The sequence below is a fragment of the Nocardia jinanensis genome (genome assembly GCF_014645735.1).
Lineage (GTDB): Bacteria > Actinomycetota > Actinomycetes > Mycobacteriales > Mycobacteriaceae > Nocardia > Nocardia jinanensis.
Map to the genome: position 1 here is coordinate 20600 of NZ_BMMH01000034.1, position 24811 is coordinate 45410.

Genomic DNA, 24811 nt, shown 5'->3' on the forward strand with positions numbered 1-24811 from the left:
CCGGCACTGCCGCCGCGGCGCGAGCGTTCGTCCGTCATCCGGACGGTGAGCCCCATCAGGTTGCGTGTTCGTGATTCCAGCCTGGACAGCGATTCGGCGAGTTCGGTCTCGGGGGCGGCGGTGAGGTCGCAGGTGAGCAGGGTGTCGACCGCCTGTTCGAGGGCGCCTATCTGGGCCCTGAGCCTGTCGTTCGAACACATGTTCTAATGGTAGCCGATCATGGCGGGCGTTCCGTCGAGAGGCACGGGCGCGCCGACCGGGTGGGCGAGCAAGGCTCCGAGGGCCGGCTGCGTGGGAGAATGGGCATTCGAATCGATCCCGCTGTGCCCCCGTCCTGGAACCGACCCTGTCGATCGGAGTCGGCGCCTTGGTGACCGCCGCGCGGACCTGGTTATCGCCGGTCCGGTAACCCGCCGGGGCTCAGGGCTCGGCCGGGCACTTCGGCCGGGGCGGTGACGGCTCACGAATAGCGTGCCCGGACCGGTTTGTGAATGAGCTTGCATGGTCGTGCATAATCATCACATGGCTGATCTCACGGATATGCCCGACCGGAACGGACCCCTGCGCGTGGCCGTCGCCGGTGCCAGTGGTTACGCGGGCGGGGAAGTACTGCGCCTGTTGCTGGGGCATCCGGAGTACCGAGCCGGGCGCCTCGAGATCGGGGCGCTGACCGCCGGTACCAACGCGGGCACCGCCCTGGGCGCGCTGCAACCGCAGCTGCTGCCGCTGGCGGACCGGATCCTCGCCCCGACCACGGCCGATGAACTGGCCGGGCACGACATCATCTTTCTCGGCCTGCCGCACGGCCAGTCGGCGGCGCTGGCGGCCGAACTACCGGCGACAACAGTGATCATCGACTGTGGTGCCGATTTCCGGCTCACCGACCCCGCCGCCTGGGACCGGTACTACGGCGGCCCGCACGCGGGCAGCTGGCCCTACGGACTGCCGGAGCTGCCCGGTGCGCGGGACACGTTGCGGGGTGCCACCCGCATCGCGGTTCCGGGTTGCTATCCGACTGTCAGCAGTCTGGCCCTGGCTCCCGCGGTCGCGGCGGGCATCGTCGAACCGGCGGTAAATGTGGTCGCGGTCAGCGGTACCTCCGGTGCGGGCCGCAAACTCGATGTGAGTCTGCTCGGCTCCGAGGTCATGGGGTCCGCGCGGGCCTACGGGGTCGCCGGCGCGCACCGGCACACGCCGGAGATCGCGCAGAACTTATCGACGGTCGCGGGCGCGCCGGTCCGGGTATCGTTCACCCCTGTGCTCGCGCCGATGCCGCGCGGAATTCTCGCGACCTGCACCGCGCCGGTGCGGGTGGACGCGGCCGAGGCGCGCGCCGTCTACGAGAAGGCCTACGCGGACGAGCCGTTCGTACACCTGCTGCCCGAGGGCGTCCTGCCCCAGACCGGTTCGGTGCTGGGCGCCAACGCCGTCACACTGCAGGTCGCCGTCGATATCGACGCGGGCCTGCTCGTGGTGATCGGCGCGATCGACAATCTGACCAAGGGCACCGCGGGCGGCGCGGTGCAGTCCATGAACCTCGCGCTCGGCTTCGACGAGACCGCCGGGCTGTCCACCGTAGGAGTGGCACCGTGACCACCGACAAGAACGGAAATCTCGTGCACAACCAGGGTGTCACCGCGCCGCTGGGCTTCCGGGCCGCCGGGATCGCCGCGGGTATCAAGGCCAAGGGCGGCCCCGATCTCGCGCTCGTCTTCAACGAGGGCCCCGACTACGCCGCGGCGGGTGTGTTCACCGGCAACAAAGTGAAGGCCGCGCCGGTGCTGTGGTCGCAGCAGGTACTCAAAGCCGGACGGCTGCGCGCGGTGATCCTGAATTCCGGCGGAGCCAATGCCTGCACCGGGCCGCTGGGCTTCCAGGACACCCATCGCACCGCCGAGGAACTCGCCACGGCGCTGAGCGACTGGGGTACCGAAACCGGAGCCGGGGAGATCGCGGTCTGTTCCACCGGCCTGATCGGTGACCGGCTGCCGATGGACAAACTGCTGCCCGCTGTCACCGAGATCGTGCACGAGATGGGCGGCGGGATGTCCGGCGGCACCGACGCCGCGCACGCCATCATGACCACCGATACGGTGCCGAAAGAGGCGTCCCTGCATCATCCGGACAAGTGGAATATCGGTGGTATGGCGAAGGGCGCGGGCATGCTGGCCCCGTCGCTGGCGACCATGCTGGTCGTGCTGACCACCGATGCCGTCGCGAGTGCCGAACAACTCGACACCGCCCTGCGGCGAGCCACCCGGCTCACCTTCGACCGGCTCGACGTGGACGGATCGATGTCCACCAACGACACGGTGCTGCTGCTGGCCAACGGCGCCAGCGAGGTCGCGCCGAGCCAGGAGGACCTGGACGCGGCCGTATTCGCGGTCTGCGACGATCTGGCCGGTCAGCTGATGGCGGACGCCGAAGGCGTCACCAAGCGGGTCATAGTGACGGTCGAAGGAGCGCGCGGCGAGGCGGACGCGCTCACCGCGGCCCGGGTCATCGCGCGGGACAGCCTGGTCAAAACCGCCATGTTCGGTTCCGACCCGAACTGGGGCCGGGTACTGGCCGCGGTCGGTGCCGCTCCGGTCGATCTGGACCCGGACCTGATCTCGGTATCGTTCAACGGTTTCCCGGTCTGCGTCGACGGCACCGGCGCGCCCGGTGCGCGTGAGGTCGACCTGTCCGGCGCCGATGTCCATGTTCTCGTCGACCTGCGGCTCGGCGACGGAACCGCCACTGTCCGTACCACCGATCTGTCTCACGGTTACGTCGAAGAGAACTCGGCCTACAGCTCATGACCGAAGCGCTGCACGAACTGTCCGCGCTGGACAAAGCGCATATCCTCGCCGGTGCCCTGCCCTGGCTGCAGAAATTCCGCGACAAGATAGTGGTCGTCAAATACGGCGGGAACGCCATGATCGACGACGGGCTCAAACGGGCGTTCGCCGCCGATATGGCCTTCCTGCGCACCGTCGGCGTGCACCCGGTGGTGGTGCACGGCGGTGGTCCGCAGATCTCGGCCATGCTGCGGCGCCTCGGCATGTCGGGGGAGTTCCGCGGCGGATTCCGGGTCACCACACCGGAAGTCATGGATGTGGTGCGGATGGTGCTGTTCGGCCAGGTCGGCCGGGAACTGGTCGGGCTGATCAACGCGCACGGACCGTTCGCTGTCGGGATCTCCGGTGAGGACGCCCGGCTGTTCACCGCGACCCGCCGCACCGTCTTCGTGGACGGCGAGGCCACCGATATCGGGCTGGTCGGCGATGTCACCGACGTGCACCCGGATTCGGTGCTCGACCTCATTCGCGCGGGCCGGATCCCGGTGGTCTCCACCATCGCGCCCGACGCCGACGGCGTGGTGCACAACATCAACGCCGATACCGCGGCCGCCGCGCTGGCCGAGGGTATCGGAGCCGAGAAACTGGTGGTGCTCACCGACGTCGAGGGCCTGTACACCGATTGGCCCGATCGGTCGTCGCTGACCAGTGTGATCGACACCGACGCGCTGGCCGAGCTGCTGCCGTCGCTGGATTCGGGGATGGTGCCCAAAATGGAGGCGTGTCTGCGCGCCGTCCGGGGCGGGGTATCGGGTGCGCACGTCATCGACGGTCGGGTACCGCATTCGGTACTGCTGGAACTCTTCACCGGGGAGGGTATCGGGACCATGGTCACACTGCCGACGAACGAGGAAAACGGAGTCAGAGCATGAACACTGCGGAACTGCGGCAACGTTGGTCGAACGTGATGATGCGCAACTACGCCACCCCAGAGGTCGTGCTGACCCGGGGGACCGGCGCGGTGGTGTACGACGCGGACGGCGACCGCTACATCGATTTCGTGGGCGGGATCGCGGTCAACAGTCTCGGCCACGCGCATCAGGCGATTCTGAGCGCGGTGATGGACCAGCTCGGCACACTCGGTCACGTCTCGAATCTGTACGGCAGCGAACCGGTGATCGAGCTGGCCGAGCGGCTGCTCGGGCATTTCGGTGACGGTGACGGCCGGGCGTTCTTCTGCAACTCCGGTACCGAGGCCAACGAGGCCGCTTTCAAAATGGCCCGGCTCACCGGCCGGCGCAAGATCATCGCCTGCGACGAGGCATTCCACGGCCGCACCATGGGCGCCCTCGCGCTCACCGGTCAGCCGTCCAAGCGCGCGCCGTTCGAACCTATGCCGCCCGGTGTGGTGCACATCCCCTACGGCGATACCCGGATCCTCGAGCGCGCGGTCGATGCCGATACCGCCGCGGTCTTCCTGGAGCCGATGCTCGGTGAGAGCGGTGTCGTGGTCCCGCCGATGGACTATCTGGTCCGGGCCCGCGAGATCACCGCACGAGCGGGCGCCCTGCTGATACTGGACGAAGTGCAGACCGGGATCGGCCGCACCGGCAAGATGTTCGCCCACCAATCCTTCGGCATCACTCCCGATGTCATCACGCTCGCCAAGGGTCTGGGTGCCGGTCTGCCGATCGGCGCGGTACTGGCGACCGGACCGGCGGCCGAACTGTTCACCCCCGGGTTGCACGGCACCACCTTCGGCGGTAATCCGGTCTGCGCGGCCGCGGCGCTCGCCGTGCTGCGCACACTCGAGGACGACGGCCTGCTCGAGCACGTCGAATCGGTGGGTAAACGGCTCAGCGATGGGATCGCGGTGCTCGAGCATCCACTGATCGCGGATGTGCGCGGGGCCGGACTGCTGATCGGGATCGGCCTCACCGAACCGGTGGCCCCCCGGGTGGAAGCCCGGGCGCGTGCCGCGGGCTATCTGGTGAACCCCGCCAAACCCGATGTGATCCGGTTGGCGCCCCCACTGGTGCTCACCGAAACGCAGGCCGACAACCTGGTCCTGGATCTTCCGGGCATCCTCGACGATGTCCTGGCCGAAACGAAAGGATTCCGCCGATGACCGCCTCCCTACCATCGGCCACCGCTGTCCGCCATTTCCTGCGTGACGACGACCTGACACCCGCCGAACAGGCCGAAGTGCTGGCTCTTGCCGCCGAACTGAAGAAGAGCCCGTTCGCGCACCGGCCCCTGGAGGGACCGCGCGGTGTGGGGGTCATCTTCGACAAGAACTCCACGCGCACCCGGTTCTCCTTCGAACTGGGTATCGCCCAGCTCGGCGGGCACGCGGTGGTGGTGGACGGGCAGACGACCCAGCTGGGTCGCGACGAGACCCTCGCCGATACCGGACGGGTCCTGTCGCGCTATGTCGAGGCCGTGGTATGGCGGACCTTCGGTCAGGAGCGTCTGGAGGAGATGGCCTCCACCGCCACGGTTCCGGTGGTGAACGCGCTGTCCGACGAATTCCACCCCTGTCAGGTGCTGGCCGATCTGCTCACCATCACCGAGCACAAGGGCGGGCTGCGCGGACTGCGCCTGGCCTACTTCGGTGACGGCGCCAACAATATGTCCCATTCGCTGCTGCTCGGCGGCGTCACCGCCGGACTGCATATCCGGATCGCCGCTCCCGCCGGTTTCCTCCCGGCGCCGACCGTGCTCGAAGCCGCCGAGGCCCGGGCCGCCGAAACCGGGGGCAGTATCCTCGTCACCGAGGATCCGGTGGTCGCGGCCGTCGGTGCCGATGTGCTGGTCACCGACACCTGGACCTCCATGGGCCAGGAGAGCGACGGCCTGGACCGGGTCGGTCCGTTCCGGCCGTACCAGGTGAACACCGAGCTGCTGTCCGGAGCCGGTACCGATGCGATAGTGCTGCACTGCCTGCCCGCGCATCGCGGCGAGGAGATCACCGACGAGGTACTCGACGGACCGCAGAGCGTGGTCTGGGCCGAGGCGGAGAACCGGCTGCACGTGCAGAAGGCGCTACTGGTGTGGCTGCTGGCACGCAAGGACGCGCGGCGACGATGAGCGAGACCCGGATACACCCGGCGGGACCGGTCACCGCCCCCACCCGTGCCGGCCGGCAGTCGCGGATCATCGCGCTGCTGGCCGCGCATCCGGTGCGCAGCCAGACCGAGCTCGCCGCCCTGCTTGCCGCGGAGGGAATCGAGACCACCCAGGCGACGCTGTCCCGCGATCTGGACGAACTGGGCGCGGTGAAACTGCGCGCCGCCGACGGCGGGGCGGGCGTCTACGTGGTGCCGGAGGACGGCAGTCCGGTGCGCGGGGTCACCGGCGGCACCGGCCGGCTGGCGAAACTGCTCGGTGATCTGCTGGTCTCCACCGATTCCAGCGGGAACATCGCGGTGCTGCGGACACCGCCCGGCGCCGCGCACTTCCTGGCCAGCGCACTGGATCGGGCGTCGCTGCCCTACATAGTCGGCACGATCGCCGGTGACGACACCATCGCGGTGATCGCGCGCGAACCCCTCACCGGCGCCGAGCTGGCAGCGCAGATCGAAAACCTGGCCTGACGCGCGCGGTGTGGCACGACGGCGGTGTGGCCGAACCGGCGCTGGCCCGGCTCGACCCGGTAGCGGGTTCGGTGCGGCCCGAAGCGGCCGATCAATACCGGGGTCCACCGGCCCGACCACATCGGCTTCCAGCTCGAACCGCCGGGCGAGTTCGGCATCGGTACTCACCTCTCGGTTCAGCAGTTTCAGCGCGACACGGCGGGGCAGTCGCGGATGGCGGGCGAGGTACACCGTCCCCATACCGCCCCGGCCCAGCACTCCTTCGACTCGATATCCGGCGAAGGTCGCGCCCACCCCCAGCACCGCTGCTCCCTCCACGCTCATCGGAATGCCGTGACGCTACCGCACTTCGCGGCACAGGACCGCAGGTGTCCGGGGCAGCGCCGAGCCTGCGTCCACCGGCCGCGACCCGGTCACAATACGACGGGCTGCCGGGAGCGTAGGGCCGGTGAAAGCGGCCCGGGATCGGGACGGTTCGTAGTGTCGATACCGATGAGGCCGGCGATCGCTCGACAAGCTGTCCGTGGGATCCGGCCGGTCGCCGGGCACCGGTAGGTCCGTGCCCGCAGGGCGCCTCGGTGTGCCGGTTCGGACGCGGTCGCGCTACCGGCTCCGGTCGCCGCGGCTCAGTGGTTGTTCACCAGATCCTGTAGGAGCGGTGTTGCCATCTCGATGCCCCATTTGCCAATGGTCAGGGCGGCATTGCCGAGGTTGACGACGAAGAAACCGATCGTCTCGTAATTGTCCTGCGCCCACTGCTGCAACGTCTGCATGATTCCGTCCTCCTTTGCCGGTCGAGCGCCGATCGGTGTGATCAGCGTCTCATACCGCGCAGGGGTGGGAAAGGGTCGGCGATCGATCGCAACCTTCACTCTTGCCCGTATCGGGCCTGGTAGTGGGCACTTCCACCCCGATTATGAATGAGATTGCACCATCGTGCATAATCATTTGTAGCGGCGGCGCGAGCCGATCCGGCAACGGGCCAGCATACTGCTGGGAGGCCGGCGGGCCCGCGCACGCAGACCATCCGCACCACCGAAAGCATCCGAGGAGCACCAGAACATGTCCGATCGCGTCGTACTCGCCTACTCCGGTGGGCTGGACACCTCCGTGGCCATCAGCTGGATCGGCAAGGAGACCGGCGCCGAGGTCGTGGCCGTGGCCATCGATCTGGGGCAGGGTGGCGAGGATATGAACGTCGTGCGTCAGCGCGCCCTCGACTGCGGCGCCGTCGAAGCGGTCGTAGTGGATGCCCGTGACGAGTTCGCCGACGAATACTGCCTGCCCACCATCCAGGCCAACGCGCTCTACCAGAGCGAGTACCCGCTGGTCTCGGCCATCAGCCGCCCGCTCATCGTCAAGCATCTGGTGGAGGCCGCCAAATTCCACGGTGCCGATACAGTCGCGCACGGCTGCACCGGCAAAGGCAACGACCAGGTCCGCTTCGAGGTCGGCATCGGCGCGCTGGCTCCTGATCTGAATGTGATCGCCCCGGTTCGCGACTACGCCTGGACCCGGGAGAAGGCCATCGCTTTCGCCGAGGAGAACAAGCTCCCGATCAACGTCACCAAGAAGTCGCCCTTCTCCATCGACCAGAACGTCTGGGGCCGTGCGGTCGAGACCGGATTCCTCGAGGACCTCTGGAACGCCCCCACCAAGGACGTCTACGACTACACCACCGACCCGACCGTCAACTTCGAGGCGCCGGACGAACTGATCGTCACCTTCGACCGGGGTGTTCCGGTCGCCATCGACGGCCGTCAGGTCAGCGTGCTCGAGGCCATCACCGAGCTGAACAGCCGGGCGGGCCGCCAGGGCGTCGGCCGCCTGGACATGGTCGAGGACAGGCTCGTCGGTATCAAGAGTCGTGAGATCTACGAGGCCCCCGGCGCCATCGCGCTGATCACCGCGCATCGCGCGCTCGAGAGCGTGACCCTGGAGCGGGAACTCGGCCGCTACAAGCGGCAGGTCGAACAGCGCTGGGGCGAGCTGGCCTACGACGGCCTGTGGTTCTCGCCGCTGAAGCGGGCCCTGGACGCCTTCGTCGCCGAGACCCAGCAGCATGTGTCCGGCGATATCCGGATGGTGTTGCACGCAGGCAACGTCGTGGTCAACGGTCGCCGCAGCGACCAGTCGCTCTACGACTTCAACCTGGCCACCTACGACGAGGGCGACAGCTTCGACCAGTCGCTGGCCAAGGGCTTCGTGCAGATCCACGGCTTGTCCTCCAAGGTCGCCGCCAAACGGGATCTGAACCAGAAGTAACGCGGAGTCCGGGCGATACGGTGCGTCGTTCGTCCGGTCGCGACCGGACGAACGAGTCCGATCCGAGGCATCCGCGCCGCTTCGCAGCCGAACGGGGTCGACGATCGCGGCCGCGAGTGGGTCGCCGGGAGTGCCCGGTCGCCCGACCCGGCGTCGCTCCTTTCGGCGACCACGAACCGGAGCCGCGGACGCGTCGGAAGGGTGGGTGCGTTCCGATGCTCACCCGGCGAATACCGTGGGCCGACAAGACGAACAGCCAACCGAGACGTGGGAGAGGTAGTGGGCACCAACAAGGGCGCGTTGTGGGGTGGGCGGTTCGCTTCCGGCCCCGCCGAGGCGATGGCGGCGCTGAGTAAATCGACCCAGTTCGACTGGGTGCTGGCGCCCTACGACATCCGCGCCTCCAAGGCGCACGCCCGGGTGCTGAACAAGGCCGGGCTGCTGTCGGAGGCCGATCTGGTCGATATGCTCGCCGGTCTGGACCGGCTCGCCGCCGATGTCGAATCCGGCACGTTCGCGCCCGCCGAATCGGACGAGGATGTGCACGGCGCGCTCGAACGCGGCCTCATCGACCGGGTCGGCCCGGAGCTCGGCGGGCGGCTGCGCGCCGGACGTTCGCGCAACGACCAGGTGGCCACACTGTTCCGGATGTGGCTGCGCGATGCCGTGGGGCGGATCGCCGCCGGGCTGGTGGCGGTCGTGGACGCGCTCACCGATCAGGCCGCGGCGCACCCCGACGCGGTGATGCCCGGCAAAACCCATCTGCAGGCCGCCCAGCCGGTTCTGCTGGCCCATCATCTGCTGGCACATGCTCACCCACTGCTGCGCGATATCGACCGGCTGCGCGATTTCGACAAGCGGGCCGCCGTCTCGCCGTACGGTTCCGGGGCGCTTGCCGGATCCTCGCTCGGCCTGGACCCGGAGGCCATCGCGGCCGAACTGGATTTCACGGCCGCCGCCGCCAATTCCATCGATGCCACCTCCGCGCGCGATTTCGCGGCCGAGGCCGCGTTCGTACTGGCGATGATCGGGGTGGACCTCAGCCGCATGGCCGAGGAGGTCATTCTCTGGAGCACGCCGGAATTCGGCTATATCACCCTGGCCGATGCCTGGTCGACCGGCTCGTCGATCATGCCGCAGAAGAAGAACCCGGATGTCTCCGAGCTCACCCGCGGTAAGGCGGGCCGGCTGATCGGCAATCTCACCGGGCTCCTCGCCACCCTGAAGGCCCAGCCGCTGGCCTACAACCGGGATCTGCAGGAGGACAAGGAACCGCTGTTCGATTCGGTGGCTCAGCTGGAACTGCTGCTGCCCGCCATCGCCGGACTGGTCTCCACGCTCACCTTCCATACCGCCCGGATGGCCGAACTCGCTCCCGCCGGTTTCACCCTGGCGACCGATATCGCCGAATGGATGGTCCGCAGCGGAGTGCCGTTCCGGGTCGCGCACGAGGCGGCCGGTGCGTGTGTGCGTACGGCCGAGGCGCGGGGTGTCGGGCTGGCCGATCTGACCGATGAGGAATTCGCGGCGATCGATCCGGCGCTCACCCCGCAGGTGCGCGAGGTGCTCACAGTGGCCGGTTCGGTCGCGTCGCGCAATGCCCGCGGCGGCACGGCGGGGGAGCGGGTGGCCGAGCAGCTCGGTGAGATCCGTGCCGCGGTGGACGGTATCCGCAGCTGGCTCGGCTGAGTAGGCGTCCGAACGGGTGATTTTCGGAGCGACCGCGTCCGGCTGTGTCCGGACTCGGTAGCCCGAGGCGGGGTGCGGGCCGGCGGAGATACGCCGCCGTCTTCCGCCTGAGCGGCACGGCCTGCCCGCCGAGTCTCGCTACGACACTCGATCCGGCGCGATGTGGTCGGAGGCCGCGACGCGCGCGACTGCTGGGCAGACACCATAGCATCGTCATATGTGTAACTACCTAGATATGCGCATCTAAACATTGATCTGCCTCGTCGATCTGAGATCGAGACACCCGAAGACGACAAGGAGCGTACGAGGTCCTATGGCCCGGTAGCTGCTCGTATCGCTCTTACGCCGGGCCCGGCTGTGCGGTGTCTGCGCCTGTGCTCAGGCGCGCACCGGGGGCGCCGCTGCGGCAATTTCCAGAACCCCCGCCAGCCAGGGGCTGAAATCGTCGGGGTCTTCCCGCAGCCGGTCGCGCAACTCCTCCGGGCGCACCCAGCGGTAGTCGGCGACCTCGGCCGGATCCGGATCGGGCCGTGACCCGTCGAGGAGACCCACCAGCACGTGGTCCCATTCGTCCTCGACGAAACCGGTGCGCGGGTCGCCCGCCCGATAGCTGTAGACGCCGACCTCGGTCAGCGGAACCCGCAGCCCCATCTCTTCGGACAGCCGTATCCCGGCCGCTTCGGCCACAGCAATGCCCGGCGCGGGATGGCCGCAGCAGGTATTCGACCAGCGTGCCGGGAACCGCGTCTTGCCGGGCGCGCGCTGCTGGAGCAGCGTCCGGCCCGCCGTGTCGAAGATGAGTACCGAGAACGCCCGGTGCGGTAGGCCGGGGGCGCGGTGGGCTTCGGCGACCGGGCACGAGCCGACCGTGTTGCCGGCGGAATCCACGAGCTCGACGGGCAGCGTTTCCCGGTCGACGGCCGCGGCCGGGTGGGCCGGTGGGAGGGTCGGATCGGTCACGATCCTCAGCCTATCGGCGCGAGCACGAGGTTCCGTCGAGGTGACGGGTACATGATGTAGATGTCACAACGGAACCGACGGGTGCCGGGTGCGATATGGCAGGCTTTGGTGCATACCGCAGGGTTTGTGAGGTATGCCACGCCACGGGTAGGGCTGGGAGCGGAACGTGAAGTTGAGTGTGCGAGGTCTGGCAGGGTCGGCGCAGCGGGTGATGTCGACAGCGCAGAACGGCCTGGAGGTGATCCGCTTCGGCGGCCTGGGCCGGGATACCGATTCCTCACCCTTCGAGATCGTCGAGCGACGGCCCATGTACCGGTTACGCCGCTATTTTCCGGGCGCCCCCACCGGTGGCCCGGTGGCGCTGTTCGTGCCGCCGCTCATGGTCAACGCCGATATCTGGGACGTCAACGGTGACGACGGCGCGGTGGGGATCCTGCATCGCGGCGGTATCGACTGCTGGGTGATCGACTTCGGTTCTCCGTCGGTGGAGGAGGGCGGCTGGAAGCGGGATCTCGCCGACCATGTGCTCGCCGTGAACAGCGCGATCGATACGGTGTGCGCGACGACCGGCCGGAACGTACACCTGATGGGGTATTCGCAGGGCGGGATGTTCGCCTATCAGGCCGCGGCGTTCCGGGCGGGTAAGGGGATCGCGAGCATCGTGACCTTCGGCAGTCCGGTCGATATCGTCGCCGGGATGCCCCTGGGGCTGCCGCACGACGCGGTCTCTGATCTGGTGGATTTCGCGGCCGACCACGTGGTGCCCCGGCTGCCCATCACCGACCGCATGGTGCGTATCGGCTTCCAGCTGCTCGACCCGGTGAAGACTGCCAAGGCGCGGATCGATTTCCTGCGCCAGCTGCACGACCGGGAGGCGCTGCTCCCGAAGGAACGGCAGCGGCGCTTTCTGACCAACGAGGGCTGGATCGGCTATGCGGGACCCGCCGCGGCCGATCTGCTCAAACAGTTCGTCGTGCACAACCGGATGATGCTGGGCGGCTTCGTGATCCGCGATCAGCCGATCTCGCTGGCCGATCTGAAATGCCCGATCCTGGCGTTTCTCGGCGAGGTCGACGAGATCGGGCAGCCCGCGGCGGTACGTGGGATCGTGCGGGCGGCGCCACGTGCCGAGGTGTACGAGTCCACGCTGGTATCGGGTCATTTCGGTCTCGTGGCCGGTTCGGTGGCGACCAGGCTCACCTGGCCGCAGGTCCGTGACTGGGTGGGCTGGATCGACGGCAGCAATCCGCTGCCCGAGGAGATCGTGCCGATGTCGGACCATGTGCCGGAGGGAGTACCGCGAACCGCGCTTCGGCGCGTGGTCCACACCGCGGCGGCCCTGGTCGAAGCGGGCGCCGAGGTCGGCCGGACCCTGGAGCATCTGGCCACCAATACCTTGCGCGGTTCGGTCGGCGTGGTGGAGGGCGCCGCGCGCACCCTGCCCCGGCTGACCCGCCTGGGCATGATCGAACCGAGTACCCGGATCTCCATCGGCCGGCTGATGGCCGAGCAGGCCCGCCGATCGCCGCGCGGGGAATGCTTCCTCTTCGACGATCGGGTGCACACCAACGTCGCCGTCGATATGCGGATCGAGAACGTGGTGCGCGGACTGATCTCGGTCGGCATCCGTCCCGCGACCCGGGTCGGCGTGGTGATGGAGACCAGGCCCAGCGCACTGGTGACCCTGGCGGCACTGTCGCGTATCGGTGCCGTCGCGGTGCTCATGGCACCCGAGAGCGATCTGAACTCCGCTTTGGAGCAGACCGGGACGATGATCCTGGTCTCGGATCCGGAGAATCTCCGCCATGCCGTCGCCACTGGGGCCCGCGTGCTCGTACTCGGCGGCGGTGACGCCCGTGGCCTGGCGGTTCCCGACGGTACCGATCTCGTCGATCTCGAACAGATCGATCCCGAGCGGGTCCGGGTCCCGGGCTGGTATCGCCCGAACCCGGGCCGGGCTCGCGAACTGGCCTTCATCCTGGTCGCGGGGGTCGGCGACCGGCTCGACATCAAATACATCACCAACCACAGGTGGGCGCTGTCGGCCTTCGGCACCGCCACCGCGGCCGATCTGGACCACAAGGACACGGTGTACTGCCTGGCGCCGCTGCACCATTCGTCCGGACTGCTGGTGAGTCTGGGCGGCGCGATCGCCGGCGGGAGCCGGATCGCGCTGGCCCGCTCCCTGGATCCGGCCCGGTTCGCCGAAGAGGTGCACCGCTACGGGGTCACTGTCGTGACCTACACGTGGACGATGCTGCGCGATATCCTCGACGCCGAAGTATTTCCCGAAGGGCACGCGCATCCGGTGCGGCTGTTCATCGGATCCGGGATGCCCGCCGGACTGTGGCGGCGCACTGTCGAACAGTTCGCGCCGGCCCGGGTTCTCGAGTTCTATGCCTCCATCGAGGGCGATGTGGTGCTGGCGAATGTGCCGGGGGTGAAGTTCGGCTGTAAGGGCCGTCCGGTTCCGGGGACTGCGCGAGTGGAGCTGGTCGCCTATGACCCGGTATCCGGTCAGGTCCAGGTGGACGACAACGGTTACGCCCGGCGTTGTGGAGACAACGAGGTGGGGCTGCTGATCGGGTCGGCCGGGGCGACGGTGGATCTGTCGCTGGGCGGTTTGCGCGGTGTGTTCGAACCGGAGGACTCCTGGTTGCCCACCGAGAATCTCTTCCGGCGCGACAGCGACGGAGACTTCTGGCTGGTCGACCGTATCGACACGGTGATCCGGACCCGGCGCGGGCCGGTGTTCACCCAGCCGATCGTCGATGTGCTCAACGATATCGCCGCCGTCGATATGGAAGTGGCCTACGCGCTGCCGGGTCGTGATCGAGTGCTCGCCGTCGCGGCGGTGAGTGTGCGGCCCGGGTTCCGGCTCGAACCCGTCGATATCACCGAGGCCCTGCGTTCCCTGGCACCGGACCAGCGCCCGGATGTCGTCTATGTGGTCGACGATATTCCGCGCAGTCCGTGGTTCCGGCCCTCCGCACATGCCGTCGCGGCGGCGGGTGGCCCGCGGCCGGGCCCGCTCACCTGGTGGTACGAGCCCGAATCGGAGAGCTACGCCGTGCTCACCGATACCGACGCGGCCTGGTTCTGACCGTTCGCCGGCCTCGATTCAGCACCGGTAGGCGGTGACGGCGTCGAGTACGCGGTCGAGCTGATCGGGGGTGAGCATGGGCCACAGGGGCAACCGGACGATGGTGGCCGCGAACCGGGCGCTGCGGGCGCACGGATACGGTGTCCGGCCGTATTTGAGCCCCGCGGCACTGGAATCGAGCGGTACATAGTGGAACGGTGCCACGATCCCGTGGTCGGCGAGATGCCGGATCAGTCCGTCGCGGGCGTCCTCGGTGGGCATCCGTAGATAGAACAGGTGCGCGGTGTGCCGGCGATCCGGTGGAACCGTCATCGGTGCCACTCCGTGGTCGGCCGCCCACGAGCCGAGCCCGGCCGCGTAGGTGTGCCATACCCGGTGCCGGGAGCGCTGGATGATATGGAATTCGGCGAGCTGGGCATCGAGCACGGCGGCATTGAGCTCGCTCGGCAGATAGCTGGACCCGATGTCCTGCCACGAGTATTTGTCCACCTGACCGCGCAGGAACCGGGCACGGTCGGTGCCCTTCTCCCGGATGATCTCCGCGCGACCCATCAGAATGTCGTCGGAGAGCAGCAGGGCGCCGCCTTCACCGCAGTGCACATTCTTCGTGTCGTGGAAACTTTGCGTACCCAGCGTGCCCAGGGTCCCGAGGGCGCGGCCCCGCCAGGTCCCGCCCAGGCCGTGCGCGTTGTCCTCGATGAGCGCGATACCGTGCCGGTCGGCCAGCTGCCGCAGGGCGGCCATATCGGCGGCGACCCCGCCGTAGTGCATGACCACGATCGCCTTGGTGTGATCGGTGACCGCCGCCGCGGCGGCCTGCGGGTCGATATTGCCGGTGGCGCTGTCGATATCGACGAACACACAGGTCGCGCCGTGTACCGCGAAAGCGGTGGCGGCGGAGGTGAACGCGAAACTCGGTACGATCACCTCGTCGCCCGGTCCCAGCTCCAGCAGGAGCGCGGCCAGTTCCAGCGCATGGGTGCACGAGGTGGTCAGCAGGGCGTGGCGCGCACCGGTGATCGCGCGCAGTTTCGCGGTCGCGGCGGCGGTGAACGAGCCGTCACCGTGACAGTGGTCGGAATCGAGTACAGCGGTCACATTCGCCAGTTCGGCGGCCGACCGGTAGGGCCGGCTGAAGATGATCCGGTCGTTCACCCGGCCGCCGCCTCGGCGGGCTGCCGCACAGCCGGTTCCCGGGCCTCCGGTGGCCGGGGCGTCGGTGATTCCACCGTCAGATACAGCGGTTTGCCGACCAGGATGTGCAGCACGACCCCGAGATATTCGGCGATGAGCCCCAGCGAGAACAGGACCGCCCCCGAACACAGCAGCAGCACCACGATGATCGAGGCCCAGCCCTCGGGATCCCCACCCCCGCCGGTCAGCGCCGTGTAGATGATCACGCCGGCCAGGACCGCCCCGGCCAGTGCGAGCGTGACACCGAGCAGGCTCACGACGCGCAGCCCGCGGGTCCCGGTGCACAGCACCATCTTCCAGAACAGAGAGAACAGCCGCCGGTAGTTGTAACCGGATTCGGGCCTTCCCTCGGTGCGCAGCAGTACCGGGACGGCCGCCGTACTGCCCACGACCCAGCTCAGTGCGACATCGAGATAGGCACCGTTACCGGTGACTTCGGCCAGCCGGCGTCCGATATCGCCACGGATCAGCCGGAAGCTTTCGAAGCGGGTCGAGGCGGGAAAGGCGAACAGCGTGGCCAGCACCAGTTTCGCGCCGCGCGAGGTGAGATTGCGCAGGGGGCTGTGTGGCCGAGTGTTGACGGGCCGGGAGTAGACCAGGTCGGCGCGGTCGCGGTAGGCGGCATCCAGGAACGCGGCGATACAGCCCGGATCGTGTTGCCCATCCTCGTCCATGGTGACGATCCAGCGGCCTCGGGCGGCAGCCATCCCCGCGATCGTGGCGGCGTCCTGTCCGTAATTGCGGCTCAGCCAGATCACCCGGACCCGCGCGTATTCGCCGGCCAGCCGTTGCAGCACGATATCGGATCGATCGGGGCCGTGATCGTGGACGAGCACGATCTCCTCGACGCGGAACCGGATCCCGCCGGGTGTCGCGGTGGGCGCGGTCAGCATATGTAGTTCGCGCACCAGTGCGGTGATGGTCTGTTCGCCCCGATAGACGGGAACGACGACCGAAATACCGCACACTTCGGGCGAATCGGATTCCGGGTCGGTGGCCGGGACCGTGGACCCGGGCCACGGGGCGGCCGGAGCATGCCCCGGCACGAGCGGGCCGGCCGGGGGCCGATCGGTGACCGGGGTGGGAGCGAACTTGGGAGAAAACGGCATTGGCGAGATCGACTTTCGACGGTGGATAACGCGTGCCGGGTCTCGATGACGCTGGTGAGCCCGAGAAATGCGAACTCTAGCAGGCGCACTGGGTGTGGCGCGGGCAGATCTGGATGCGCGTCGTTACGACCGCAGAACCCGAGGCACGCGGTAGGGTCTGGGACCCGTGGCGGATGGTCGAGCCGAGAATCGGCGGGATGTGTTCCGGTGGGGTCTGGTGTGCGCGGCGGGGGTCCTCGCCGCCTATCTCGCTGTGCTGCTGGCGAACTCCCGGCATTTCTACACCGACGACACCGAAGCCCAGTACGCGCCGCTGTGGGTGATGACCGGCCGTGCGCTGCGGGAGGGGAGATTCCCGGTGCTGGTGCCGGAACACTGGCTGGCCGGTAACTATGCGATCGAAGAAGCGGGTCTGCTCAATCCCCCGCAGCTGCTGATCGATCTGCTCGCGGTATCGGTGGATGATCTCGCGCTGTACGCGACCGCCGTGAAACTGCTGGTCGCGATCGTTCTCGGACTCGGTGTCCACCGGGTCTGCCTGGCCTACGGTGGCCACCCGGCCTGGTCGGCAGTGGCCGGTGTGGCGTTTCCGTTCAGCGGTTTCCTACTGTTCTTCGACGCGGCCAGCTGGATGACCGCGTTCACCGGGACGGCCTGGCTGGTACACGCCTGGGCGTCGGGCGTGCGCTACGCCCGCGGCCGCGGCGGGCCCGTTCCGGTGTTCGTGTTCCTCTATCTGACGCTTTCGGTCCAATACGTTTTTCCCGCCGTCGAAGCGGGTGTCCTGTTCGCCACGGTGCTCGTGGGCGAATTCGTGTACCGCCGGGAGTGGGCCCCGGTGATCCGGCTCGCCTTCGTCGCCGGGTGCGCGGCGCTCGCCGGTCTGGCGACCTATCTGCCGAGTCTGCTCACCGCGGATGTCACCTGGCGCGGCGCGTCGGAGATTCGCAACGACCAGTTTCTGGCCGTGCCCTGGTCGGAATCGCTGAACGCGAGCCTGCCCAGCACCCTGCCGGCCTTCACCTCCTGGTGGGGGTACGTGCAGCCGTTGCCGATGGTCTACATCGCCTGGTTCCTGGTCCCGGTGCTGGCGTTCATCGACTGGAAGCGGGCCGCGGGCGCGGCGCGGGAGCTGAGCGGCCCCGCGCTGTTCGCCGTGCTGACCCTGCTGTGGACCGCCGGGCCCGGCACCATGGGACCGCTGCGCTGGCCGGCCCGCGTACTACCGATGGTCGGGCTGGCGCTGTTGGTGCTGGTGTGTGTCCTGCTCGGCCGGTTCGGCACGGTCGCCGGGAGTCGGCGTCGCGGTATCGCGGCCGGTCTGCTGGTGCTGCTGCTGCTCGCGCGTTCCGCGGCGGCTGCGCCGGAGGCGGTGCTCGCCCATCTCGTGGCGGCCGCGGGAGTCGGCGTGCTGGGCGGAGTGGTCGTGTGGCTGGGGCGGACACGCGGTCGTGCCGCGGCCTGCCTGCTGACGCTCGCCGCGGTGGCTCCGATCGCCTATCTACAGGTGCACGCGGCCCAGCCCACGCCCATGAGCTGGAATCTGCCGGCGAAGCGGTCGGAGATGAAGGCCGCCTTCCCCGATTTTCCCGGGACCACGCTGCAACTGGGTGACCGGGCGCTGATCGCTCCCGCCGAGCGCACTCTCGACGGCGCCTACGGTTCACTGGCCTTCGGCAACTACGCCAAGAACCTGGAGGTGGACTATGTGGGCGGATACACCCCGAACGGCCATTTCTATTTCGGTCATCTGCTGTGCATGCGCTGGGATGTCAGCGTTTGCCCCGACGCCTACCGGCGGGCATTCGCGCCCGAACCCGAAACCGGGCGTTCGCTGGTGGATCTGATGCTCGTCGACCGCGTGGTGTTGCAGCGTGCCCTGTTTCCCGATGCCCGCGAGCAGCCCGCGCCGCCGGGCTGGAAATGGGTCGACTACCCGGGACACGAGCAGTACATCGCTGTGCTCGAACGCGAGACGGGGCCGGTATCCGGTCGTAGCGGCCGGGTCGCCCACACCGAGGGTGTCACCGCAGCCGCATCAGCGGAATCCGATACCACCAGCCGGGTCCGGGTCGATTCGCCCGCCGGTGGCCGCATTGTCTTCGCCAGGCTGGGCTGGCCGGGGTACCGGGCTCACCTCGACGGTCGGCAGATCCCGATCGATGTGGTCGCGAACAGTTTCGTCGCGGTGGATATCCCATCCGGCACCAGGGCGGGCGACCTCGAGCTCACCTGGCGTCCACCCGGCTGGAAGATCGGCGCCGCACTCGCGGTGGCCGGGCTGTTCGGTCTCGGGATCCTGGAGGCGGAACACCGGCGCCGCCGCCGGCATCGGGCGCGGCCACCGGCGTCACCGCCTGCGGAACCCGTTGCCGCAGAACACGATCTGGTGGCCGCGCACCCGTGACCGATTCCGCCGGAAAGCCGGCCACCGCTGGCGGGACCGCGCTCGGGGAACACGCCGATCCCGGCCCCCTGCTGCGGCTCGTCCGCCGCCAGGAGCTGGCCTTCGCAGTGGTGGGTGCGGTCAACACGGCGATGGGGATCGGCCTCACCATCGGCTGGCTGTGGATCCTCGGGACCGCGGTACCGCCGTCTATGGCGGTGACCGCCGCGTACGCCACCGGAGTCGGGATCGCCTTCGTTCTGCACCGCAGGCTGGTATTCCGGGTCCGCGGCCGACTGCTCCGGGATTTCGCGGGTTTTCTGGCCGTCAACAGCGGCGGACTCGTGGCCAATGCCCTGCTGCTCGAACTCACGGTCACACTGCTCGGTTTCCCGCCGGCTCCCGCCGCCGTCGTGGTGATGGGCGCGGTCGCGGTCGGTAGCTATTTCGGCCACCGATATATCTCGTTCCGCCGACCGGTAGGTTGAAGCACATGTCGGAGGAAACCATTCTGGACCCCACCCTGCTGAGTCTGCTGGCGTGCCCGCAGGACAAAGGCCAGTTGCATCTGGTGCGCGCCGCCGACGGCGCGGATCTGCTGTACAACCCGCGCTTGCGGCTGGCCTATCCCATCGACAGCGGTATCCCGGTACTGCTCGCCGACGAGGCGCGCCCTGTCGACGACGGCGAGCACGCCGATTTCGCCCGCCAGTTCGGGGAATGACACCGCCCGGGTCAGGGCTCCCCGGCCCCGGGTGAGTCCTGACCCAGATCTCCGGTGAGATACCGCTGCACTGTCGGCCCGACGGCCGCGACGATCTGCGGCAAAGGTAAACCGCTCACCGGCCGCAGATCCAGAATCTTGCGCGAGATCACCAGGCCCGCCATCTGCGAGGCGGCCAGCGCCACCCGGAGGCGGCCGTCGTCGGTATCGGTCGCGATCCGCTGCCGAACCCGCTCCAGCACCACCGACAGCAGGAAATCCCTGGCCAGCGATGTGTCTCCGTTCGCGACCATACTGCGGACCAGCGCGACAGCGCCGGCGCCCGCCGGCGAATCCCACAGGCCCACCACCGCGGCGACGATGGTTTCGCCGAGCCGGTCCAGCGGGACCGCGTCCACCTGCCGGAGCACCACCTCCGGATCCACCGGTAACTCCACCACTGCCGCGAACAATTGCTGTTTGGTCCCGAAGTAGTGGTGGACCAGCGCCGGGTCCACCTCCGCGTCGGCCGCGACCGCCCGGATCGAGGTCTTGTCGAACCCCACCTGTGCGAACCGTTCTCGCGCGGCGGCGAGAATCGCCTCCCGAGTTCCGGACTGTCCGGGGCGGCGCCCCGAACGGGCCGGGCGCGCCCCGTCGGAATCAGCGGCGGTCATGCGGTACGGCGGCGTAGCGTCGCTGCGCCCAGGCTCAGGGCCACGGCCGCGAATCCCGCCACGATCGCCAGGTCACGCCACATCAGCCCGGTGGGCTCGGTATGCACCGAGACTTCGTGCAGCGCGTCGACCGCGTAACTCAGTGGCATCACATTGCTGATCACCTCCAGCCAGTCCGGCAGCTGGGAGCGGGGCACCAGCAGGCCGCACAGGAAGATCTGGGGTGCCGCCACCAGCGGCATGAACTGCACCGCCTGGAACTCGGTACGCGCGAACGCGCTGCACAGCAGTCCCAGCGCGACCCCCAAGATCGCGTCGACCATCGCGATCAGCACCACCCAGCCGGGATTTCCGGCCGCCTCCAGGCCCAGCAGACCGAACGACACCAGGCATGCCACCACCGCCTGGGCGGCGGCCGCGAGCGAGAACGCGCTCCCGTATCCGCCCAGCAGATCGAGTTTGCTCAGCGGGGTGGTGAGCAGCCGTTCCAGCGTTCCCGAGGTGCGTTCGCGCTGCATGGCGATCGCGGTGATCAGGAACATCACGATGAACGGCAGGATGCCGAGCATGCTGATCCCGACCCGGTCGAACAGGGTCGTTTCCTGGGCGGGAGTAGCCGGTACATCCTGGTAGACGAAGTAGAGCAGGGTCATCAGCAACGCCGGCACCACCAGGATCATCGCGACCGTCCGGTGGTCGTTGCGTAGCTGCCGCAATATCCGTGTGGTGGTCGCCAGATATGCCATACCCGGCCGGGGTCCGGGCCCGGCGGGCCCGTTCCGGCGGGTGTCCGTGGTCGCGGTCGATGCTCGCTGGTCGCTCATGCCGGGGCTCCCATCGTGATGAGGGCGAGAAACGCCTGTTCCAGGTTCTGTTCACCAGTACATTCGCGGAGTTCGTCGGGACTCAGCTCGGCCAGCAGATCGCCCTCGCGCATGAGCAGCAACCGGTCGCAGTGTTCGGCCTCGTCCATCACATGGCTCGACACCAGCAGGGTTGTCCCGCCGTCCGCCAGTTCGTGGAACTGCTTCCACAGTTCCACTCGCAGAACCGGGTCCAATCCGACGGTCGGTTCGTCGAGGACGAGCAACTCCGGGCCGGCCACCAGCGCGCAGGCGAGGGAGGCGCGGGTCTGTTGCCCGCCGGACAGTTCGTCGCCGCGCTGCGATTGGTGATCCAGGAGCCCCACCGCGCTCAGCGCGGATTCGACGGCGTCCCGGTCACCGCCGTAGAGCGCCGCGAAATAGGCGACATTGTCGCGCACGCTGATATCGGCGTAGATGCTCGGCGCCTGGGTGACGTAGCCGATCCGCCGCCGTAACGCCGCGCTTCCCGCGGGCAGCCCAAGCGCGGTGATCTCCCCGGCGGCCACCAGTTGGGTGCCGACGATGCTCCGCATGAGCGTGGTCTTCCCGCAACCCGATGGGCCGAGCAGCCCGGTGATCGACCCCCGCGGGATGCTCAGCGAAATATCGTGCAGCACTTCCCGTTTGCCGCGGCGCACGGTGAGGTTGCGAACCTCCACCGCGGCCGGTGCGCTGGAATCGGACATGATCCGCCTCCATTCATCCAGTGTTGAATTCATTGCTTGATGAATTATTGGCTCAGCTCCGCGGCCACCGCAAGACCCGCGGCGGATCGATTTGTCCACCCCGCTTTCGCCGACCAGCGCCCCGCCCCGCGGACCCGCGTGCCCGTCCGCGGCTGCGACAATCCAGGCGTGAGTGCTGAGGAACTGGCTGTCGATCCGCTGACCGCAGCCCGGCGCCTGCTCGGCGCGACGCTGTGGTCCGGTCCGGTCGGCGCCCGCATCGTCGAGGTCGAGGCCTACGGTGGCGATCCGGCCGGTCCCTGGCACGACCCCGCGGCGCACTCCGGTCGCGGCCGCACCCCGCGCAACGCGGTGATGTTCGGTCCACCGGGCCGGCTCTACTGCTATTTCAGCTACGGCATGCACACCTGCGTGAACATCATCAGCGGGCCCGACGGTGTGGCGAGCGGTGTGCTGCTGCGGGCGGCCGAGATCGTCGCCGGTATCGATACGGCCCGCAGCCGCCGGCCCGGCGCGCGCACCGATGCCGACCTGGCCCGAGGGCCCGGAAATCTGGGCAGCGCGCTCGGTATAGGTCTGAGCGACTACGGCACCGATGTGTTCGATCCCGAGTCCCCGATCCGGCTGGATCTGCGCCGCCCGGTCGCCGCGGCCCGGATCGCCGCCGGGCCGCGCGTCGGTGTGAGCGCCGAGGCCGACCGCCCCTGGCGGGTCTGGTTGTCCGACTCGCCGGCGGTCTCCGCCTACCGCCGCAGCCCACGCGCGCCACGAATCGAGGAATCCGCCTGATCGGTCCCGGCGGCAGTGATGCCCGCACCGCGAGGTTTCGGACCACCTCCGGTGCGGTCGCGGAACCGGGCGATGACCGAGATCCGGGCCATCGACAGCCGTAGCGGAAGCCGCCGGGCCACGGCGGCGAGTGCCGGTCGTGAGGACCGGCTCCACCAGTGCCGCACCGCCGGGTGGCGATCCCGCACCGGCCGTTATGCGGTTACGGACGTACGCGAAGATGGACCCGTGAGCAGCGACATCATCGACGAACTGACCTGGCGCGGTCTGATCGCGCAGTCCACCGACCTCGACGCGCTCCGGGAGGCGCTGGGCTCGGGCCCGCGCAATCTCTATGCCGGCTTCGATCCGACCGCGGCCAGTCTGCATGCCGGTCATCTGGTGCCACTGCTGGCGCTGAAACGTTTCCAGCAGGCGGGTCATCGCCCGATCGTGCTGGCCGGTGGTGCCACCGGTTTGATCGGCGACCCGCGCGAGGTCGGGGAGCGCACGATGAACTCCGCCGATACCGTCGCCGCCTGGGCCGACCGGATCCGATCGCAGCTCCAGCGGTTCGTCGACCTGGACGATTCACCGACCGGCGCGCTCATCGTGAACAACATGGACTGGACCGGCTCGCTGAGCACGATCGATTTCCTGCGCGATATCGGCAAGCATTTCTCGGTCAACGTGATGCTCGCCCGCGACACGGTCAAGCGCCGCCTGGACGGGGAGGGGATCTCCTACACCGAGTTCAGCTACATGCTGCTGCAGGCCAATGACTACCTGCAGTTGCGCCGTCAGCACGATTGCGTGCTGCAGGTGGGCGGCTCGGACCAGTGGGGCAACATCATCGCCGGTGTGGAACTGAACCGCCGTGTCGACGGCGCCGCTGTCCACGCGCTGACGGTTCCACTGGTGACCTCCGCCGACGGCAAGAAGTTCGGCAAGTCCACCGGCGGCGGAAGTCTCTGGCTCGACCCGGAACTGACCAGCCCCTACGCCTGGTACCAGTACTTCGTGAACACCGCCGACGCCGATGTCGTCCGATACCTGCGCTGGTTCACCTTCCTGGACCGCGCAGAGCTCGCCGAATTGGAGGAGGCGACCGCCGAGCGGCCGCACGCGCGCGAAGCGCAGCGCCGACTCGCGGTGGAAATGACCACGCTGGTGCACGGCGAGCAGAACACCCGCTCGGTGCAGTTGGCGAGCCAGGCGCTGTTCGGCCGCGGTGAACTCCGTGATCTCGACGAGCCGACCCTGGCTGCGGCGCTGCGGGAAGCGGCGGTGGACGGGGAGGTCGCCGAGGTCGTACCCGGGAGCGACACGATCGTCGATCTGCTCGTGGCCGCCGGCCTCTGCGAAAGTCGTGGTGCGGCCCGTCGAGCGGTCAACGAGGGGGGCGCATCGGTCAACAACGAGCGCGTGAAAGACCTCGAGTGGACCCCGGAAAACAGCGACTACCTGCACGGACAATGGCTCGTATTGCGCCGGGGGAAGCGGAATTTCGGGGGTGCCCGGCGGGCTCCGGCGAATTGATCTTGGTGGGCTGGGTCACAGTTCCGCGATCCAGCCCACCGAATAGCCCCGCCGCAAGCCTCTGAACTGCGCAAACACACTGTAGAAGCCGCGATTTGACGTAGCGTTCCCCGCCGCGTAACTTTATCCAAGTCAGAGCGACACGGACACCGACCAGGGGCCCGGAGTGAGGCGGAAACGCCGAGCCGGAGGGACCAGGGACAACGAGGTTGTACGATGAGCGCCTGGCGCGACCGGCCGAAGAGCGGAGTTTGACTCTGAGCCACTGGACGGTTAAGCTAGAAAACCTGCCCCATTGAAGCCCTGGTTTACTCCAGTCGCTGAGATGTGTGCGTGTGTTCTTTGAGAACTCAATAGTGTGTTGATGAATGTCAGTGCCAAATATTTAATTTGGTTTCGGTTCTTCATACCCCCGTGTGGAGGCCGAACATTTAAGTCAGCTAAATTCCAGCTGGCGATTTGTTTTGCTAGGTTTTCGGACTCTAGTTTG

21 protein-coding genes are annotated in these 24811 nt (G+C 68.2%); 14 read left to right on the forward strand and 7 right to left on the reverse strand.

From position 1 onward, the window contains the following. The first annotated feature begins 522 nt into the window (after positions 1-522). Genes argC through IEY68_RS33490 form a run of 6 tightly spaced genes read left to right on the forward strand, consistent with a single transcriptional unit; the run spans position 523 to position 6376 of the window. Positions 523-1593, forward strand: coding sequence for an N-acetyl-gamma-glutamyl-phosphate reductase (gene argC, locus IEY68_RS33465; RefSeq protein ID WP_063000855.1), 1071 nt, complete (start codon positions 523-525; stop codon positions 1591-1593). Continuing rightward, complete coding sequence (gene argJ / locus IEY68_RS33470) at positions 1590-2801, forward strand: bifunctional glutamate N-acetyltransferase/amino-acid acetyltransferase ArgJ (RefSeq protein ID WP_063000824.1); 1212 nt, start codon at positions 1590-1592, stop codon at positions 2799-2801. Before argC ends, argJ begins: the two co-directional genes overlap by 4 nt. Then, entirely contained in the window at positions 2798-3712 is a 915-nt protein-coding gene (gene argB / locus IEY68_RS33475) for an acetylglutamate kinase (RefSeq protein WP_063000822.1), read from the forward strand. The genes argJ and argB overlap by 4 nt, the downstream gene beginning before the upstream one ends. After that, a complete protein-coding gene (locus IEY68_RS33480) occupies positions 3709-4908 on the forward strand; it encodes an acetylornithine transaminase (protein WP_063000820.1) in 1200 nt (399 codons plus the stop codon). Before argB ends, IEY68_RS33480 begins: the two co-directional genes overlap by 4 nt. Further along, a complete protein-coding gene (gene argF / locus IEY68_RS33485; protein ID WP_063000818.1) occupies positions 4905-5870 on the forward strand; it encodes an ornithine carbamoyltransferase in 966 nt (321 codons plus the stop codon). The genes IEY68_RS33480 and argF overlap by 4 nt, the downstream gene beginning before the upstream one ends. Continuing rightward, entirely contained in the window at positions 5867-6376 is a 510-nt protein-coding gene (locus IEY68_RS33490) for an arginine repressor (protein WP_063000816.1), read from the forward strand. The genes argF and IEY68_RS33490 overlap by 4 nt, the downstream gene beginning before the upstream one ends. 626 nt (positions 6377-7002) lie before the next feature. On the opposite strand, the gene IEY68_RS33495 is transcribed toward IEY68_RS33490, so the two are convergent. After that, the gene (locus IEY68_RS33495; RefSeq protein WP_189094644.1) at positions 7003-7248 is read right to left on the reverse strand and encodes a hypothetical protein; all 246 of its coding nucleotides are present in this window, start codon (positions 7246-7248) and stop codon (positions 7003-7005) included. Positions 7249-7438: 190 nt separating this feature from the next. Here IEY68_RS33495 and IEY68_RS33500 point away from each other — a divergent pair, with 190 nt between their 5' ends. Continuing rightward, a complete protein-coding gene (locus IEY68_RS33500; RefSeq protein WP_063000814.1) occupies positions 7439-8641 on the forward strand; it encodes an argininosuccinate synthase in 1203 nt (400 codons plus the stop codon). 279 nt (positions 8642-8920) lie between these two features. Then, complete coding sequence (gene argH, locus IEY68_RS33505) at positions 8921-10330, forward strand: argininosuccinate lyase (protein WP_373293047.1); 1410 nt, start codon at positions 8921-8923, stop codon at positions 10328-10330. A 378-nt stretch (positions 10331-10708) separates the two neighbouring features. Here argH and idi read toward each other — a convergent pair whose 3' ends face one another. After that, complete coding sequence (gene idi / locus IEY68_RS33510) at positions 10709-11290, reverse strand: isopentenyl-diphosphate Delta-isomerase (protein WP_229719195.1); 582 nt, start codon at positions 11288-11290, stop codon at positions 10709-10711. Between the two features lie 166 nt (positions 11291-11456). Between idi and IEY68_RS33515 the strand changes: the two genes are divergently transcribed. Beyond that, positions 11457-14393: an AMP-binding protein gene (locus IEY68_RS33515; protein ID WP_189094638.1), complete on the forward strand. Its 2937-nt coding sequence runs from the start codon at positions 11457-11459 to the stop codon at positions 14391-14393. Between the two features lie 18 nt (positions 14394-14411). On the opposite strand, the gene rffA is transcribed toward IEY68_RS33515, so the two are convergent. Together rffA and IEY68_RS33525 are read right to left on the reverse strand one after the other, a co-directional pair. Then, entirely contained in the window at positions 14412-15548 is a 1137-nt protein-coding gene (gene rffA / locus IEY68_RS33520) for a dTDP-4-amino-4,6-dideoxygalactose transaminase (RefSeq protein WP_063000809.1), read from the reverse strand. Further along, positions 15545-16555, reverse strand: coding sequence for a glycosyltransferase (locus IEY68_RS33525; RefSeq protein WP_063000853.1), 1011 nt, complete (start codon positions 16553-16555; stop codon positions 15545-15547). Before IEY68_RS33525 ends, rffA begins: the two co-directional genes overlap by 4 nt. Positions 16556-16862: 307 nt before the next feature. Here IEY68_RS33525 and IEY68_RS33530 point away from each other — a divergent pair, with 307 nt between their 5' ends. From IEY68_RS33530 to IEY68_RS33540, 3 genes are read left to right on the forward strand one after another with little or no spacing between them, the layout of a single operon-like run. Next, positions 16863-19103: a hypothetical protein gene (locus IEY68_RS33530; RefSeq protein ID WP_063000807.1), complete on the forward strand. Its 2241-nt coding sequence runs from the start codon at positions 16863-16865 to the stop codon at positions 19101-19103. Next, positions 19100-19570, forward strand: a complete 471-nt coding sequence (locus tag IEY68_RS33535; protein ID WP_063000804.1) for a GtrA family protein — start codon at positions 19100-19102, stop codon at positions 19568-19570. Before IEY68_RS33530 ends, IEY68_RS33535 begins: the two co-directional genes overlap by 4 nt. 5 nt (positions 19571-19575) lie before the next feature. Continuing rightward, on the forward strand, positions 19576-19806 hold the full coding sequence (locus IEY68_RS33540) for a Trm112 family protein (RefSeq protein ID WP_063000802.1): 231 nt from the start codon (positions 19576-19578) through the stop codon (positions 19804-19806). 11 nt (positions 19807-19817) lie between these two features. On the opposite strand, the gene IEY68_RS33545 is transcribed toward IEY68_RS33540, so the two are convergent. The 3 genes from IEY68_RS33545 to IEY68_RS33555 form a co-directional block, all read right to left on the reverse strand. Then, complete coding sequence (locus IEY68_RS33545; RefSeq protein ID WP_063000800.1) at positions 19818-20462, reverse strand: TetR/AcrR family transcriptional regulator; 645 nt, start codon at positions 20460-20462, stop codon at positions 19818-19820. Beyond that, complete coding sequence (locus IEY68_RS33550) at positions 20459-21208, reverse strand: ABC transporter permease (protein ID WP_063000852.1); 750 nt, start codon at positions 21206-21208, stop codon at positions 20459-20461. The genes IEY68_RS33545 and IEY68_RS33550 overlap by 4 nt, the downstream gene beginning before the upstream one ends. Positions 21209-21282: 74 nt before the next feature. Then, the gene (locus IEY68_RS33555) at positions 21283-22014 is read right to left on the reverse strand and encodes an ABC transporter ATP-binding protein (protein ID WP_063000851.1); all 732 of its coding nucleotides are present in this window, start codon (positions 22012-22014) and stop codon (positions 21283-21285) included. Between the two features lie 168 nt (positions 22015-22182). Between IEY68_RS33555 and IEY68_RS33560 the strand changes: the two genes are divergently transcribed. Both IEY68_RS33560 and tyrS read left to right on the forward strand, forming a co-directional pair. Continuing rightward, on the forward strand, positions 22183-22803 hold the full coding sequence (locus IEY68_RS33560; RefSeq protein ID WP_063000850.1) for a DNA-3-methyladenine glycosylase: 621 nt from the start codon (positions 22183-22185) through the stop codon (positions 22801-22803). Positions 22804-23031: 228 nt separating this feature from the next. Continuing rightward, on the forward strand, positions 23032-24321 hold the full coding sequence (gene tyrS, locus IEY68_RS33565) for a tyrosine--tRNA ligase (RefSeq protein WP_063000849.1): 1290 nt from the start codon (positions 23032-23034) through the stop codon (positions 24319-24321). Positions 24322-24811: the final 490 nt, after the last annotated feature.

Bases quoted from the DNA above. Each gene is read 5' to 3' on its own strand.
- argF (WP_063000818.1), top strand. From the start codon at position 4,905: ATGACCGCCTCCCTACCATCGGCCACCGCTGTCCGCCATTTCCTGCGT.
- IEY68_RS33490 (WP_063000816.1), top strand. From the start codon at position 5,867: ATGAGCGAGACCCGGATACACCCGGCGGGACCGGTCACCGCCCCCACC.
- IEY68_RS33545 (WP_063000800.1), bottom strand. From the start codon at position 20,462: ATGACCGCCGCTGATTCCGACGGGGCGCGCCCGGCCCGTTCGGGGCGC.
- IEY68_RS33555 (WP_063000851.1), bottom strand. From the start codon at position 22,014: ATGTCCGATTCCAGCGCACCGGCCGCGGTGGAGGTTCGCAACCTCACC.
- argC (WP_063000855.1), top strand. From the start codon at position 523: ATGGCTGATCTCACGGATATGCCCGACCGGAACGGACCCCTGCGCGTG.
- IEY68_RS33550 (WP_063000852.1), bottom strand. From the start codon at position 21,208: ATGGCATATCTGGCGACCACCACACGGATATTGCGGCAGCTACGCAAC.
- IEY68_RS33540 (WP_063000802.1), top strand. From the start codon at position 19,576: ATGTCGGAGGAAACCATTCTGGACCCCACCCTGCTGAGTCTGCTGGCG.
- argB (WP_063000822.1), top strand. From the start codon at position 2,798: ATGACCGAAGCGCTGCACGAACTGTCCGCGCTGGACAAAGCGCATATC.
- IEY68_RS33480 (WP_063000820.1), top strand. From the start codon at position 3,709: ATGAACACTGCGGAACTGCGGCAACGTTGGTCGAACGTGATGATGCGC.
- IEY68_RS33500 (WP_063000814.1), top strand. From the start codon at position 7,439: ATGTCCGATCGCGTCGTACTCGCCTACTCCGGTGGGCTGGACACCTCC.